The sequence below is a fragment of the Formosa haliotis genome (assembly GCF_001685485.1).
Classification (GTDB): Bacteria; Bacteroidota; Bacteroidia; order Flavobacteriales; family Flavobacteriaceae; genus Formosa; species Formosa haliotis.
On record NZ_BDEL01000001.1, the window covers coordinates 2,566,372 to 2,581,277 of the forward strand.

Annotated in this window: 17 protein-coding genes; 1 reads left to right on the top strand and 16 read right to left on the bottom strand. The window is 33.5% G+C overall.

What is annotated here, in order from left to right:
- Positions 1-55 precede the first annotated feature (55 nt).
- The 14 genes from atpA to A9D35_RS10655 all read right to left on the bottom strand — a co-directional run bounded on the left by atpA (position 56) and on the right by A9D35_RS10655 (position 11,865).
- On the bottom strand, positions 56-1,636 hold the full coding sequence (atpA, locus tag A9D35_RS10590) for a F0F1 ATP synthase subunit alpha (protein ID WP_066222721.1): 1,581 nt from the start codon (positions 1,634-1,636) through the stop codon (positions 56-58).
- 53 nt (positions 1,637-1,689) lie between these two features.
- On the bottom strand, positions 1,690-2,226 hold the full coding sequence (atpH, locus tag A9D35_RS10595; protein ID WP_066222724.1) for an ATP synthase F1 subunit delta: 537 nt from the start codon (positions 2,224-2,226) through the stop codon (positions 1,690-1,692).
- Positions 2,227-2,232: 6 nt separating this feature from the next.
- Positions 2,233-2,724: a F0F1 ATP synthase subunit B gene (locus A9D35_RS10600; protein ID WP_066222726.1), complete on the bottom strand. Its 492-nt coding sequence runs from the start codon at positions 2,722-2,724 to the stop codon at positions 2,233-2,235.
- Positions 2,725-2,813: 89 nt separating this feature from the next.
- Positions 2,814-3,014 carry an ATP synthase F0 subunit C gene (gene atpE, locus A9D35_RS10605; protein ID WP_174545274.1) on the bottom strand — a complete coding sequence of 67 codons (201 nt, stop codon included), beginning with the start codon at positions 3,012-3,014 and terminating at the stop codon, positions 2,814-2,816.
- 40 nt (positions 3,015-3,054) lie between these two features.
- Entirely contained in the window at positions 3,055-4,083 is a 1,029-nt protein-coding gene (gene atpB, locus A9D35_RS10610) for a F0F1 ATP synthase subunit A (protein ID WP_235817888.1), read from the bottom strand.
- A 175-nt stretch (positions 4,084-4,258) separates the two neighbouring features.
- The gene (locus tag A9D35_RS10615; protein ID WP_066222735.1) at positions 4,259-4,648 is read right to left on the bottom strand and encodes a DUF6168 family protein; all 390 of its coding nucleotides are present in this window, start codon (positions 4,646-4,648) and stop codon (positions 4,259-4,261) included.
- Between the two features lie 15 nt (positions 4,649-4,663).
- Entirely contained in the window at positions 4,664-4,888 is a 225-nt protein-coding gene (locus A9D35_RS10620) for an AtpZ/AtpI family protein (protein ID WP_066222738.1), read from the bottom strand.
- Positions 4,860-5,267 carry a bactofilin family protein gene (locus tag A9D35_RS10625; protein ID WP_066222743.1) on the bottom strand — a complete coding sequence of 136 codons (408 nt, stop codon included), beginning with the start codon at positions 5,265-5,267 and terminating at the stop codon, positions 4,860-4,862. The genes A9D35_RS10620 and A9D35_RS10625 overlap by 29 nt, the downstream gene beginning before the upstream one ends.
- Positions 5,268-5,288: 21 nt before the next feature.
- Complete coding sequence (gene porW / locus A9D35_RS10630; RefSeq protein WP_066222747.1) at positions 5,289-7,856, bottom strand: type IX secretion system periplasmic lipoprotein PorW/SprE; 2,568 nt, start codon at positions 7,854-7,856, stop codon at positions 5,289-5,291.
- A 106-nt stretch (positions 7,857-7,962) separates the two neighbouring features.
- Positions 7,963-8,670: an ABC transporter ATP-binding protein gene (locus A9D35_RS10635; RefSeq protein ID WP_066222751.1), complete on the bottom strand. Its 708-nt coding sequence runs from the start codon at positions 8,668-8,670 to the stop codon at positions 7,963-7,965.
- Positions 8,671-8,690: 20 nt separating this feature from the next.
- On the bottom strand, positions 8,691-10,163 hold the full coding sequence (locus tag A9D35_RS10640) for a DUF5687 family protein (RefSeq protein ID WP_066222756.1): 1,473 nt from the start codon (positions 10,161-10,163) through the stop codon (positions 8,691-8,693).
- A gap of 52 nt (positions 10,164-10,215) precedes the next feature.
- Positions 10,216-10,908 carry a hypothetical protein gene (locus A9D35_RS10645; RefSeq protein ID WP_066222759.1) on the bottom strand — a complete coding sequence of 231 codons (693 nt, stop codon included), beginning with the start codon at positions 10,906-10,908 and terminating at the stop codon, positions 10,216-10,218.
- A gap of 1 nt (position 10,909) precedes the next feature.
- A complete protein-coding gene (locus A9D35_RS10650) occupies positions 10,910-11,524 on the bottom strand; it encodes a hypothetical protein (RefSeq protein ID WP_141675512.1) in 615 nt (204 codons plus the stop codon).
- A 2-nt stretch (positions 11,525-11,526) separates the two neighbouring features.
- Entirely contained in the window at positions 11,527-11,865 is a 339-nt protein-coding gene (locus tag A9D35_RS10655) for a PadR family transcriptional regulator (protein WP_066226018.1), read from the bottom strand.
- 116 nt (positions 11,866-11,981) lie between these two features.
- Here A9D35_RS10655 and A9D35_RS10660 point away from each other — a divergent pair, with 116 nt between their 5' ends.
- The gene (locus A9D35_RS10660) at positions 11,982-13,040 is read left to right on the top strand and encodes a ferredoxin--NADP reductase (protein WP_066222764.1); all 1,059 of its coding nucleotides are present in this window, start codon (positions 11,982-11,984) and stop codon (positions 13,038-13,040) included.
- Between the two features lie 63 nt (positions 13,041-13,103).
- Here A9D35_RS10660 and A9D35_RS10665 read toward each other — a convergent pair whose 3' ends face one another.
- Both A9D35_RS10665 and A9D35_RS10670 read right to left on the bottom strand, forming a co-directional pair.
- Positions 13,104-14,123: a glycosyltransferase family 9 protein gene (locus tag A9D35_RS10665; protein WP_369692166.1), complete on the bottom strand. Its 1,020-nt coding sequence runs from the start codon at positions 14,121-14,123 to the stop codon at positions 13,104-13,106.
- Positions 14,124-14,143: 20 nt separating this feature from the next.
- A complete protein-coding gene (locus tag A9D35_RS10670; RefSeq protein ID WP_066222770.1) occupies positions 14,144-14,752 on the bottom strand; it encodes a DUF4254 domain-containing protein in 609 nt (202 codons plus the stop codon).
- Positions 14,753-14,906 lie beyond the last annotated feature (154 nt).

Here is a 14,906-nt window from a genome sequence, read left to right on the forward strand (position 1 = left end):
TGAGTATTCAGTAGTGAGTTAAACTAGCAACTCACTACTCAATACTAAAATCTAATTATGCTTTATATTTAGCTGATAATTCTTTTGCTACATGTGTTAATACATCTGTAACTTCATCAGTTAATTTTCCTGATTTTAAAGTACTTAAAGCATCTGCATGCTTTGTTCTTAAGAATTCTAAGAAATCGCTTTCAAATTCTTTCACTTTTTCTACAGGAACGTCTTTTAATAAGTTTTTAGATCCTGCGTAAATAATTGCAATTTGATCTTCTACAGTATACGGATCGTTTTGCGCTTGTTTCAAGATCTCTACGTTACGTTTACCTTTATTAATTACATTTAAAGTTACCGCATCCAAATCAGATCCAAACTTCGCGAATGCTTCTAATTCACGGAATTGTGCTTGATCTAATTTTAATGTACCAGATACTTTTTTCATAGATTTAATCTGTGCATTACCCCCAACACGAGATACCGAAATACCTACGTTAATTGCTGGACGTACACCAGAGTTAAATAAATCTCCATCTAAGAAAATCTGTCCGTCTGTAATAGAAATTACGTTTGTTGGAATATATGCAGAAACGTCTCCAGCTTGTGTTTCAATAATAGGTAAGGCTGTTAAAGAACCACCACCTTTTACAACAGGCTTTAATACATCTGGTAAATCATTCATTCCCTTTGCAATCTCGTCATTATTAATAACTTTTGCAGCACGCTCTAATAAACGAGAGTGAAGGTAGAAAACGTCTCCTGGATACGCCTCACGTCCTGGTGGACGACGTAATAATAAAGATACCTCACGGTAAGCTACGGCTTGTTTAGATAAATCATCGAAAACAATTAATGCTGGTCTACCAGTATCTCTAAAATACTCTCCAATTGCAGCTCCTGCGAAAGGTGCATATACTTGCATTGGAGCAGGGTCTGATGCATTAGCGGCTACAATTACTGTATACGCTAAAGCTCCCTTTTCTTCTAATGTTTTTGCAATGTTTGCTACCGTAGACGCTTTTTGTCCGATAGCTACATATATACAGAATACAGGCTCACCTGCATCGTAAAATTCTTTTTGATTTAAAATGGTATCGATACAAACTGTTGTTTTACCCGTTTGACGGTCACCAATAACAAGTTCACGTTGTCCACGTCCTACAGGAATCATGGCATCGATAGACTTAATTCCCGTTTGTAATGGTTCTGTTACAGGCTCACGGAAAATAACTCCAGGAGCTTTACGCTCTAAAGGCATTTGATAAAGTTTACCACCAATTGGACCTTTACCGTCTATTGGGTTACCTAATGTATCAACAACACGACCAACTACTTCTTCACCTACATTAATAGATGCAATACGCTCGGTACGTTTTACAGTTGTTCCTTCCTTTACATTTTGAGAAGGTCCTAATAATACTACACCTACGTTGTCTTCTTCCAGGTTTAATACAATCCCTTCAAGACCGTTTCCGAAATCTACTAATTCACCATATTGTGCATTAGCTAATCCGTAAACACGTGCAATACCATCTCCTACAGTTAATACTGTTCCTACTTCATTTAGAGTTGCTCCTGCTTCAAAACCTTGTAGTTGTTGCTTTAAGATTGCTGTTACTTCAGCTGGTTTTACTTCTGCCATTTTATTTAGATATAAGCTTTAACCGAAATTATCCGATTAAAAAATTTATAAAATTAATTTAATGAAAATTCTTGTTTTATTTTATTCAGTTTGTTTGCTACACTTGCATCATACTGCAAATCGCCAACGCGTAATATAAACCCACCTATTAGGCTAGCATCTATTACATTTTTTATTTCAACTGTTTTTCCTGTTAACTCTTTTAGTTTAGCTAAAACCTTAGCCTCTAAATCGCCTGTTAACGGTACTACTGTAGTAACTGTGGCTACATCTGTACCTGTTAACTCTTCGTATAATTGGTTAAATTTTACGGCTACGTCTTCAAGAATAGACAGTCTTTTATTTGTTATTAACGTATCGATTACATTAACGGTTAGCGGATTGATGTTATTAAAAACCTCTAACAATGCCGATTTCTTAACAGCAGATTTTAATACAGGACTTTGAAGCATTTCACTTAAATCTTTATTTTCTGCAATTGTATTTGCAATTAAAGACATGTCTGTATTTACAGCTTCGGCCGTATTCGAACTTTTTGCTAAACTAATAGCTGCTTTAGCGTAACGTATTGCTGCTCTTGCTCCTGCCATTTATTCTTAGTTTAAAGTCGCTTTACCTAATAAAGAATCAACTAATTCTAGTTGTTTATTTTTGTCGGCTAATTCGCCACGTACTACTTTTTCTGCAATCTCTAAAGATAATTCTGCAACATGGTTTTTAAGTCCTACCATAGCAGCTTTCTTTTCGCTTTCAATAGCACTCTTAGCAGCCTCAATCATATTATGAGCTTGAGTTTGTGCTTCCTCTTTAGCGTCAGAAATAATTTTATTTTTAATATCTCTAGCATCTTTAAGCATTTCTTCGCGTTCTGCACGAGCTTCTTGTAAGATACGTTCGTTATCTGCTTTTAAATTTTGAATTTCTAAACGTGCTTGTTCAGCAGACAATAAAGCCTTGTTAATAGAATCTTCTCTCCCTTTTACGGCTCCTAAGATAGGTTTCCAAGCGAATTTCTTTAATAAGATGAAGAATACAATAAAAATTGCCGTTGTCCAAAAAACTAAACTTTCCGGTGCTATTAAATTCATATTATATATTGTTAAATAAAGTTGATTTTTGTTTTAAAAACATCCTGCAACCAACCGTTACAGGATGCTTAGTTTTTCTTTTTCAAAAATTATTTTGCGATTAACGCAACTACAACCGCGAAAAGTGCAACACCTTCAATAAGTGCAGCAGCAATAATCATTGCAGTTTGAATTTTTGAAGCAGCTTCTGGTTGACGAGCAATTGCTTCCATTGCAGATCCACCAATTTTTCCAATACCTAATCCTGCACCAATTGCAGCTAATCCAGCACCGATTCCAGCTAATACCATAGTAATAAATTTATATAGTTAATAATTAAAAAACTCAATTTTAGTGATCTTCGGCTACAGCCTGACCAATGAATAATGCCGATAATAAGGTAAACACATACGCTTGTAATGCAGCAACTAATAATTCTAGAGCACTCATAAACAATACGAATAATCCAGAAACTGGTGCAATAGCAGGTGTTTTAAATATAAATATTAAAGACACTAAACTTAAAATAATAATATGTCCAGCAGTAATGTTTGCGAATAAACGAATCATTAATGCGAATGGTTTTGTTAACATTCCAATAAATTCTATAGGAATCATAATTGGATATAATGCCTTTGGAACTGGTGGCATTAAAATGTGTTTCCAGTACGTTTTATTTCCATTTAAAGTAGTAACTATAAAGGTTATAAAAGCTAAAACAAACGTAAAGTAGATGTTTCCTGTTAAGTTAGAACTGAATGGGAAAAATGGAATTAAACCAATTAGGTTGTTAATCCATATAAAGAAAAATATGGTTAATAAATATGGCATAAACTTAGCATATTTATGTTCACCAATATTTGGAATGGCAATATCGTCACGTACAAATGTAATTAGTGGCTCTATAAACCCAGCAAGACCTTTAGGCGCTTTATCATTTTTCTTATAAGAACGTGCTACAGCAGTAAATAATAAGAATAAAATTATGGCCGAAATAATCATTGAAAATACATTTTTCGTAATTGAAAAATCTAACGGACGCACATCAAAATTGAAAGCTCCTTTTGTATCGTCTGTTAATGTTGCGTACTTATCTGCGTAATATATAATTTCGTTATCACGAACAAAAGTCTGTCCGTTCTTCTCTACAAGGTGGTGTCCAGAGTTATCGTGATGAAATTCTTTTGAAGAAAAAATAGTTAATCCGTTATCTGTCCATAAAATAACGGGTAAGTAAAATGAATACGCATGGCCATTATAATCGAACATATGAAATTCGTGAGAATCACCAATATGCCCATTAATTAAATCACTCGCATTAAACTCTTTCTCTTCACCATGTTCGTTGCCGTGTTGGGCGAAGCTAAAAAACGGAAGCACAGCTAAAATAACTGTTACTAAACATTTGATAGATTTTTTGCTATCATCATACTTTTTAAATATAATTTACGGTCTCCAAAATTCGGTGCAAAAATACATTTTTAATTAACATTATAAAGTTAATAACTATTTTTTTTCGGTATAAAACACCCATTTTTGAAGAATTTACATTTTTTCAAGGTTTTGGCGCTAACAGCCTAATTACGAAAACAGTCTCTAACAAGAGAAATATAAAATACGGGATAAAAAATGCCAAAACATCGCTTACGGGAGTTTCTACTGCATTTAAAATTAAAGGCAGCAGAAATATAACGGCAGCAAACATTTTTAAAAGTCCACAAGCCATAAAAGCGAATCCTGTTTTGTCTGAAAAAACACTGTTAACATAGGCAACAAAAGAATAAACCGCAAGTGTTGCAAAAAAATGAAACACATAAATACCCCAAGTAGGTAATTGAAAGTCATAACTTTGCTGTAATTTTCCTACCAGAAGCGTTTGTAAAACATATAAAAGTAAAGTTAATGGCACTAAAACCATTAAGAACGAACGTAGTTGTTGCTTCATTAAACTATAAGCTTTTTAATCTTTCTTATTCATGTTTGTTACCTGCTTAATAATTTGGTAAATGGCGCCAATAACACCAATTAATGAAAAAATTACCGTGTAAGCACTGTATTGGTTAGGAAACTTGCCATCTAACCACACACCTATAAACGTTAACACTCCAATTATGGCAATCATTTGAAATGCCATACCAGAAAATTTAATATAATTATTAAGCTGTTTTTTCTGTTGTTCTTTCATGTTTAATAGATTTTACTGCACTTTTCATAACACAAGTTACATCAAAGCTTGCACCCGGTTCTACAGCTAATTTACCTACAACAACTTCGCCTTGAATTTCGGCAGTGGCTTTTAAGGTTAAGGTACCAGACAGGTTTAATTTTCCTGAAAATTTACCTTCAAAATAAGCATCTGCACCTTCTAAAGTACCATTAATAAATCCTGTTTTACCAACAACAACTTTACCAGGTGTTTTTAAATTTCCTTCTATAATACCATCTATTCTAAATCCGCCTTCACTACTTAAATCACCTACTATTTTGGTGCCTTGGGCAATAATGTTTTGGTTTGAAGACGTTTCTACTGTTTGCTGTTTTTCTTTTTTGCTATCGTTAAACATAGTTAATAAATTTGGGAGTTTTTATTGAGTTTGATTTAAATATGAATCTAAGTTTTTATGTATTTGTAGTACTTGATAATTAGCAGACGACATAACAAAGTAGGTTTTTTTAATTCTGTTTTTATCGTTCTTTTTAAACAAGTCTTTAAAGCCTTCTGCAACTACTAGGTTTGAAAAACCATGCACTACTACAAACGTAATGGTTGGCGAATATAAATCTTTAGAAGACGATAATTCGTAATATTTTACTTTCTCTAATTGTTTATCTAATTTTTCTACAAAAAGTGCAATGTCTTTATCGGATGTGTTTTCAAACTGAAAAATAACATTAAAACGCTTTCCTTCTTCATTGTCTGCAAAGGTATCGTTTTCTAAATTAGGCAACACATTTCTAGTTAATTCTTCGGCACGCTGTCCTTCTGGAAGATTAGGATACGTTAAGGCTACATCGTTTAAAGCTTTGCTATACGCTTCAAAACCATATAATCTACCAATAGCTGTCGCTTTTAGCAAATCGAATTTCGCTACAATATCGTCGCCTTCAAAATTGTGAATATTTTCCTCGCAAAGTGCAATTACCTCAGCATAATTTTGAGAGTCAAATAATTCGTGTACAATTTTATAAGTATTCTCCGGACTGTTTAAATCTTCTGCTACAGCCTGATCTGGATTACTTAAAATTTCGGCATAACGCGAATCGGAATGATTGGTAATAATGTCGGTTTTAAGAATTTCGGCTTCACCGCGTTGCCCTAACAATTCGTAATCTTTATATAAATTATATTTTGCAGGAACAATTAATCGGTCTTCCGGATTATTATTTAAAAGTGCTTGTAATTTGGTTTTAGACAACTCGTAATCGCTAAATTTTTCCTTGTAAATTACGCCCAATTGAAAATAGGCATAATTACGTTCTTTAGCGATACTGTCTATAATTTTTTCGTCGGTAGGAATTTGATCGATATAGAATTGAGTTTGATAGATATCGGCATCTAAATCGACACCCGCAACTGCAGCAGCCCCTATAGGCGCATTAGAAGCTGAAAAATTCATGTTAGACCAACGCCAATTATCTTCATTTTTTCTATCGCCCCAATTTTTAATAAATTCATTTTTACCATAAGCGGCCGTTGTGGTATTATAAAAATAAAATGTGCTTGCATTTTTAGCGGCATTACCTCGATCTTGAAACGCCGGACTTTTAGTATCGACGTTAAAATCGTTATTAGAACTTAGCATTTCTTGAGTACGTAACTCAGCTTCTTGGCGCTGACGTTCTAACTCGGCTTGAAGTCTTAATTTTTCGGTATAGGCTTCAAAATATGCTAATCTGTCGGCCTCGGGTAAGTTTACTAAATGTAAAATACTATCATCTACTTTAGCAATTTCTTCATAATAAATAACATCGACTAAATTATCGCGTTCACGCTTTATAGTCCTGTATGGTTTAGAGTCTACCTTAAGATTTGTAAGCGTACTATCGTAATAAGCGCCAGCAGTTTTATACTCGGCATTATCAAAACTTAAATCGCCTAAAATCTCGTAGTTTCTAGCGTTTAATTGCTTATCGTCTTGTTGGGTACGCAACGATTTATTGTAATAAGCCACTCCTAAAGAGTCGTTATTTGTGGCCAAATAAAACTCTCCTACTTGATGATAAATCCGACCTAAATACGGGCGATTTTCTCGATCTTCTTCCAGCTCTGCTAAAGTTTCAGAAAACACAAGTTTATCACCCGTTTCGTAATCGAAATTCTTGGCTTTTTCTACATAAGCACCGATATAATAGTCTCTCGGAATTTTTCGATGCATCTCTATAATACGATCGAAAGTAACATTGGCACTATCTTTATACCCCAAACTATTATAAAGCTGTCCCTTTATAAATAAATACCGACCGCGTTCCTCGTGTTTAGGTGTAGCATCTGCAGCAATTTCTAAATAGGTAATGGCGGTATCTACAACTTTAGTATTTAAATACGCTTGTGCTAAGGTAGATGTAGCATCTGCTAACTCTTGTCCGTGTAGATTTTCAAGTCTAAGTAAGCGCTTTAAATTTTTAATAGCCAATTCATCGTTATCTAAACGCATATTGGTTTTTTCCCGCCATACACGAGCCACATTAATTTTATCGCTTAACGGATATTTGTAAAGAATATAGTTTAAAGCTTCTAAAGCTGGCACAAAGCGTTGGTCGAAATATCTGGCTTTACCCAATAGCAAATAAGCCTCGTCCATTTTAGGGTTTTTCTCTTTCCCTTTAATGTTCATGGAGTGTTTCTGAATGGCTTTTACAGCTTTCTCCTCGGCTCTTGCAAAATTTTCGTTTTTAGATTGCCCTGGCAGCATAACATCTTCGGTAAAATCTAGACGTTCTACCGGAAGGATCTCCCAATAATTATCGCGATACTCTTCATTAAGGCGTTCACGGCCTTCCTCTAAAGCAATGTTACCATTATAAAGTGTGTTATATTCTGTCGTTATTGCATGATAATTTCTACTTATAAATTTGTCCTTTTTTCTAGAACAGTTTACGAATATAAATGCAGAAACACATGCTATAAAAATAACCTTAAAAGATGTCTTCAACGTTGGGATATTTATTCTAATAAATAACTATAAACTCTCGCTATTATTATGCTAATGCGTAAAAATAAGCATCTTTTTTAATTAACCTATAAAAATGGAATGAGTTTTAGATTTCTACAGTACCAGCAAAATAAGATTCTAAAGTTTTAAGTGTCTCACTACTAGTAACCATATCTTTAACAATTTCGCCCTTTTCTAGTAACACAATACGCTCGCAAACATCGGTTACATGCATTAAATCATGACTCGAAACAAGTACGGTAACCCCATTTTGTTCGGCTAAATCTTTAATAATTTTTTTAAGTTTAATTTGTGTTGTAGGATCTAGATTTGCAAAAGGCTCGTCTAGAATAATAACTTCTGGATTTCCTATTAAAGCACCTACAATCCCTGCTTTTTTCTGATTTCCTTTACTTAAATCTCTTAGGTATTTCTTTTGATTTAAGATTTCACCGTGAAAAAAATCTTCAAACTGACTAACATGCGCATCAACATCTGCTTTAGATTGTCCGCGTAAATCACCAATAAAATAAAAATATTCTTCGGCAGTTAAATATCCTATTAAAAAGGTTTCATCTATAAAGGCTGAAGTAAACGGTTTCCAAGCTTCGCTTTCGTTTACTAAAACATCGTTATTATTAATAAATCCTGTAGTTGGGGGAATTAAATCTAATAATAAACTAAAATACGTGGTTTTACCCGCGCCGTTATTACCTACTAATCCTAAACTTTGTCCTTTCGGAATTTCTAAATGATTTATATTAAGTACTGTCGTGCCGTTATATTTTTTGGTAAGTTGCTCTGTGATTATCATAAGGGTTGTAATTTAATCTATTAGTGTTTTTCTGAATATGCCTGAATGGTTTTATACTTTCCTTTTTGGTAAATCTTATCTATTTGTATTAAGAAGAACGGTCTAAAAAGAATTCCGATTACACCACTTAAACTAAGCACTAAAAGGCCAGCATTGAAGTTTATTAATTTATAAGGCACATAAAATAATAACATGGGTAACACAAATTTTGGGATGGCGATTAACATTTGTACCGGATTAAAACCTTGGGTATTACTAAAGGCTTTTGCTTTTACATTTAACTCGATAGGCATTCTATTTAAAGCACCCCCAAACAAAGTTATATACGAATTTAAGCCCACGTTAAATAAGGCTCCGGCTATAATCATTCCAAATATTTTCCAGCCAAAATACAAATAAGGCGTACTAAGCACGAACGAAATTAAAACGGCCACAGACAGTAAATACCACTTAGATTCTAAATAGGTTTTATACTGAATATTCTGACTCATTAAAAACTTATAATATTCACTATCCCAAGACGGGATTAATTGCCCAAACGACATTAAAAAACCGCCAGTTACAAACATAGCCGCAAAAGCCAAGATGGCCGGTTTGTCTTGGTATGCCGAATTGGTAAAGAAAATAACCCCATAAAATAAAAACATAAACGACATCATAACCACCTGTTTAGGTCGTTTATTTCTCCAAATAAGTTTAATATCGTTTTTTAAGAAAGGTGCCATCGTACCAAAACGATCGACCCACGATAAATCTGCAGCTTGTACTTCCTTAACTTTTTTAGACACTACATTATCTAGGTAAAAGCCTTTTCTAATAAAATTATAATTTAAAAGATACAACCCTATGCTAGCCAAAAGCGGAATAATTACCAATAAAGGCTGCGCATACAAGGTATTTAACGCTGCACCAATAGGTTCTGAAATTTTAAAAATTCCATAAAATTCCAATCCGATAAACAGTAACAGCACAGCTACAACAACATAAAAGATGGTGTTATTTTTATTGATTAAAAAATTTATAAAATTGTTACAATAAGTTATGCATACCAATCCTAAAAGCCAAGGAATTACATGAGATGCAGGATACCCATTAATTATAAGAACCACCGAAAAAGGGATAAACATAATGAGTGGTAACATATTAAAAAACGAAAACAAGGTTTTACCTAATAAGAAATGAATAACTTTACTACGCTTTATAGGCAAAAGCATTAATGGTTTTACATTTATTACCGGAAGTTGTTGCATAAAAAACCGGAATACCAAGTCGAAAAGAAACCAATAAATAAGGTAATTATTTACAATCACTAACGGATCGGCTTCTGGCATATTCTTTTTAATTATATAATAAACTCCGACTCCTACAGACAAGGCAATGGCGGAAAAATACAAGACGACTAGCGCCAACATAATTTTAATAAATACGCTTTTTTTAAAGTAAGCTGCCCTAGTAAATTGCTTCCATTCTAGGGATAAAAAGTGTTTAATCATAGCGATGGGTGGTTGGTTAATTTAAATATTGGTAGGTTTCTAGTTAAAAAAGTTACACAAAATATCTTTTATATTCTGCTTTTAAATACTTGGTTATATTTTTAGGCACAACTACAAGTAAGATATAGCTTAGAATACCAAAACTAACTAAAACTAAGCAAAGTAGCGCAAATTTTATAGGTTCTAAACTAACATTCTCTGGGGTTATTCTTGGAATAATTTGAATAAAAACACCAACTACACCACACATACCACCTAATTGCAATAACACGTCTTGATATAACCACTTTTTGCCTGTGGTTTTCTGCTCTTCTTTTATAGACTTATTAATTTGAGTTAATTTAACAATAACAACACTAAAGAAAACAACAAACATAAATACTAAAGTATAATCTAAATACGGTGTGTATTTTAATATTGCGTAGGTTATACAGTATATGCTTAGTGTAAGTAGAAGTTTAGGAAGGGTAAAAAAGCTTTTAAAAATATCCCAAACAGATTTCCAATAATGTTTAGTTAGTGCCACTAAACGTGCTTCTACAACATCTTGAAATCCAAAAATTCCAAACTTTTTAAAAGCAATATCTAAAGTAGCATCAAAGGATAATTCTGGAGCTGTTTGCCACTGTAACTCTATATCGTTTGCTAGATGATCGACCAATTCTGTTTGCACGTCGTAATGATACACAAAATGAGCTCTTGTAAACTGATAAAGCTTTTCTATTTGCTCTGCCGATAACTTCATATTAATTAAACTGTTTTACAATTTGTTGGTGCTTCTTTAAAAACACAATAGAACAATAAAGAAGAATAGACATATTAAACAAAAGCCATAATGAGGTATACAAACCTTTATAAACAACTAATATAAATACGGGAAAAGCAATAACACTCCATATTTGGGTTTTAGCAATAAAACTATAAACAGTCTTTTTACTAGACGTTCTTATTTTATTAAACGTAATAAATGAAATAATTGAAAACAGAACCATAATTCCAATAATAACACACTTTAAGAACGTAGATATTCCGACTTCTGTATTTAGAAAAGGAAGAAGAAGGAAGGATAACTTGTAGATTATAAAATACTTTAAATATATTTTTTTTGCTTTATCAAGAATGAGTTTTGGTGCAGAAAACGATAGTCCAAACAGCAAACTACTGCTATAATTAAAATGAGCATTCCATTGCTTAGTAACCTGAAGAAAAGCAGACTCGAAGTCAACACAAGAATTATTAATTTCCTCTTCTATTTGAAGTATTAAATGATCTAAAATTTCGAATCTTAAATCAACATAAACAATCCCTTTAGCATCAAGATATCTTTCTATCTGCTTTATTTCATTTGTTGCTAATTTCATATTCATTCTAGACTAAATTTAGGATTAACTAAGGTCTTCATTGTTTCTATATACCGCTCCAATTCCGATAATTTATGAGCTGTTTCTTTTGTTCCTTGCTCGGTTAACTTATAATATTTCCGAAGCCGATTATCAACCTTTACAACCTCAACATCCAGAAATCCGTCGGCTTCCAATTTATGCAAAGCTGGATATAAAGCACCCTCGGTAATCGCCAATTCACCAGCTGTTAACGCCTTTACTTTTTGCGTAATTTCGTAACCATACATTTTATCTGTTTCGTTTAACAATTTTAAAATTATAGTCGTTAAACTCCCTTTATAAAGTTTTGAATTTCCCATAGTACTGATAAATATAAATAAAAAATAAACATACATAAGAATCTGATGTATTATTTTTTTAAGGAATTATAATTATAAACCTTTTGGCTTCACTATTTTTGCAAAAAAGATTACCCATGGCATTTCATAAACTTGCAATACAAAATATAAATAAAGAAACAGAAGCTGCAGTAACGATTAGCTTTGAAGTTCCTTCAAATTTAAAAGAAAACTACAGCTTTACCGCTGGACAATACATCACTTTAAAAACCGAAATTAACGGACAAGAAGTGCGTAGAGATTACTCGCTGTGTTCGTCTCCTAAAAGTGGCGAATTTCAAGTGGCAGTTAAAGCTGTAGAAGACGGTTTGTTTTCAAAATACGCAAATTCAACTTTAAAAATTGGTGACATTCTTGAGGTAGCAGAACCAAATGGCCGATTTACTTTTATACCTGATGCCTCCAAAACAAGAACCATTGCAGCATTTGCCGCGGGAAGTGGTATTACTCCTGTTATGAGTATTGCTAAAACCCTTTTAGAGGAAGAACCTAACAGTCAATTTATACTAATCTACGGAAATAAAACCCCAAAAGAGACCATCTTTTTTGATGAATTAATTGCTTTACACCACGAATATGTAGATCGTTTTCACATTCAAATGGTATTTAGCCAGTCGAAAGAAGACAATGCCCTTTTTGGTCGCATAGAAAAAAGCACGGTGAATTTTGTTCTTAAAAACACTTATAAGCACAAAACCATAGACACCTATTATTTATGTGGTCCAGAAGGTATGATTACCACTACAAAAGATGTATTAAAAGATCACGGCGTAGCAGAAGACCGTATATTATTTGAATTGTTTACAGCCCCTGTTGCTGCGGAAGCCAATACAAACACGGCCGCTGTTAGCGATGGCTCTACGGCTATTAAAATTATAGTAGACGACGAAGAGACAGAATTCGTCATGTCTCAGAAACAATCTATCCTTGAAGCCGCCATTGCAAAACAAGTAGACGCACCATACTCGTGCCAGGGTGGAATTTGTAGTAGCTGCATAGCACGTGTAACGGAAGGTTCGGCAACCATGAGACAAAACAATATTTTAACCGAAAGTGAACTCGCTGAAGGTTTAGTGTTAACCTGCCAAGCACATCCTACAACACCAACTATCGTTGTAGACTACGACGATGTTTAGAAAATAAAATATAGAGCTCTTAAATAGCTTTATTGCTAAGCAAAACAAATCCGTTATTTACGTTTAAATAACGGATTTTATTTTATCTATAATCGTTTCTGGAGTTATACTGGCGGAAGCCTTTTCGTATCCTTCAGGAAAGGTATTGCCGTAAATAGATGTAGGTATTTCTGGGAATTGATTTCGGTCTGCTGTTAAAGCATAATGGTCGGGCTGGTTAAAAGGGGCAAATCCAGCAAAAGGATGCGTAACTCCCCAAATAGTTATAACTTTTTTACCCAGCATAGCGGCTAAATGTCCATTACCAGAATCCATAGACAGCATAACATCTAAATTGGAAATAATGTCTAACTCTTCATTTAAATTTAATTCGCCTGCAAGATTTATAACATGTTTATATTTATTCTGAAAATCATTTAAAATCGCAACTTCTTTTGCTCCACCTCCAAATAAAAATACCTTATAATCTTTGGAAAGCGCCTCGATAACCTTTTCCATTTGATCTATCGGATACATTTTACTATCGTGTGCTGCAAAGGGCGCAACACCTACCCACTTTTTATCGTGAGATCCTGTTATGGTTTTTAGTTTAGCCGATAATTCAACCTTTTTCGGAAATGTAGGATGAGATAAATCAACCGGAAAACCTAAATTTTTAAACACTTCAGCATAGCGATGTACAGTTGTTGGTAACTGCCTAAAAATCGATCCGTTTGTTAACGCTTTTTTTTCTGCCCTACCCTTATCAATTTGTACGAATGGTATACCCCAAAAAAAGACTTTCAAAATTTTAGTACGAAGCACATTATGAATATCTGCAACGGCATCTATACTCATTTTTTTTAATGCTTTCGATAATGTATACAAACCCAAAACACCCTTATGTTCTGCTTTTAAATCGGCTGCAAACACTTGTACTTGCTCTAAATCTCTAAAAAAAGGAGCAAAGAATGGTCGTGTTAAAACCGTAATTTTTAAGTGTGGATATTGGGTAGTTAAAGCACGTAACACAGGTACAGACATAGCAACGTCTCCCATTGCTGAGAGACGTATTACCAATATATGTTGTGTTTGTTTTGACACGGATTTAAGGAAAAAGCTTCCTATTTTTGAGAACGTAACACAGGGTTAAGCTCGTCGTCGTTGTACATTTTCATTTGTTTGTACACCTTCATGTATTTTTCACCAGAAGCAATATCATTTAATAAGGTATCTATTGCAGTCGACAAATCAACACGCTGCTCCAAAAGTACATCTAATTTTGCTTGACACGCTTTTTTATGTGTTTCAGAAGCATCTGTACGAGTAGCCTCTTCGCGCATATGATACACTTTTAATGCCAAAATAGATAAACGGTCTATACCCCAAGCTGGACTTTCGGTATTTATAGTTGCATTTTCAACCGGTTTAACATCTTTATATAATTCTAAAAAATAGCTATCTATATATTCAACCATATCTGTTCTATCCTGGTTAGATGCATCAATTTTACGCTTCAAGGTTAAAGCTGCAACAGGATCGATTTGTGGGTCACGAATAATATCTTCGTAATGCCATTGTACGGTATCAATCCAACATTTTCTATATAGTAAATGCGCTATTAAATCGTCTTCTTTGCTATACGGATTTGAAAAATCCTGATCTACCGTATTTATAACGTGATACGTATTTATAGCTTCCTGGAAAATGGTATTTGCTTTAGTTGTAAACATGATTTCTATTTTAAAATACAAACCTACATATTTTTTAGCTAAAAGTCCTTAAATTGCTCTTAATGTAGAGTCACACTTGCACAAATTATTAATAGGAAATTAACCCTATGAATATATTTCAATTAATTAACTTTACCAGACACCACAACACCAT

Bases quoted from the DNA above. Each gene is read 5' to 3' on its own strand.
- atpA (WP_066222721.1), bottom strand. From the start codon at position 1,636: ATGGCAGAAGTAAAACCAGCTGAAGTAACAGCAATCTTAAAGCAACAA.
- atpH (WP_066222724.1), bottom strand. From the start codon at position 2,226: ATGGCAGGAGCAAGAGCAGCAATACGTTACGCTAAAGCAGCTATTAGT.
- A9D35_RS10600 (WP_066222726.1), bottom strand. From the start codon at position 2,724: ATGAATTTAATAGCACCGGAAAGTTTAGTTTTTTGGACAACGGCAATT.
- atpE (WP_174545274.1), bottom strand. From the start codon at position 3,014: ATGGTATTAGCTGGAATCGGTGCTGGATTAGCTGCAATTGGTGCAGGA.
- A9D35_RS10615 (WP_066222735.1), bottom strand. From the start codon at position 4,648: ATGAAGCAACAACTACGTTCGTTCTTAATGGTTTTAGTGCCATTAACT.
- A9D35_RS10620 (WP_066222738.1), bottom strand. From the start codon at position 4,888: ATGAAAGAACAACAGAAAAAACAGCTTAATAATTATATTAAATTTTCT.
- A9D35_RS10625 (WP_066222743.1), bottom strand. From the start codon at position 5,267: ATGTTTAACGATAGCAAAAAAGAAAAACAGCAAACAGTAGAAACGTCT.
- A9D35_RS10635 (WP_066222751.1), bottom strand. From the start codon at position 8,670: ATGATAATCACAGAGCAACTTACCAAAAAATATAACGGCACGACAGTA.
- A9D35_RS10640 (WP_066222756.1), bottom strand. From the start codon at position 10,163: ATGATTAAACACTTTTTATCCCTAGAATGGAAGCAATTTACTAGGGCA.
- A9D35_RS10645 (WP_066222759.1), bottom strand. From the start codon at position 10,908: ATGAAGTTATCGGCAGAGCAAATAGAAAAGCTTTATCAGTTTACAAGA.
- A9D35_RS10650 (WP_141675512.1), bottom strand. From the start codon at position 11,524: ATGAAATTAGCAACAAATGAAATAAAGCAGATAGAAAGATATCTTGAT.
- A9D35_RS10655 (WP_066226018.1), bottom strand. From the start codon at position 11,865: ATGGGAAATTCAAAACTTTATAAAGGGAGTTTAACGACTATAATTTTA.
- A9D35_RS10660 (WP_066222764.1), top strand. From the start codon at position 11,982: ATGGCATTTCATAAACTTGCAATACAAAATATAAATAAAGAAACAGAA.
- A9D35_RS10670 (WP_066222770.1), bottom strand. From the start codon at position 14,752: ATGTTTACAACTAAAGCAAATACCATTTTCCAGGAAGCTATAAATACG.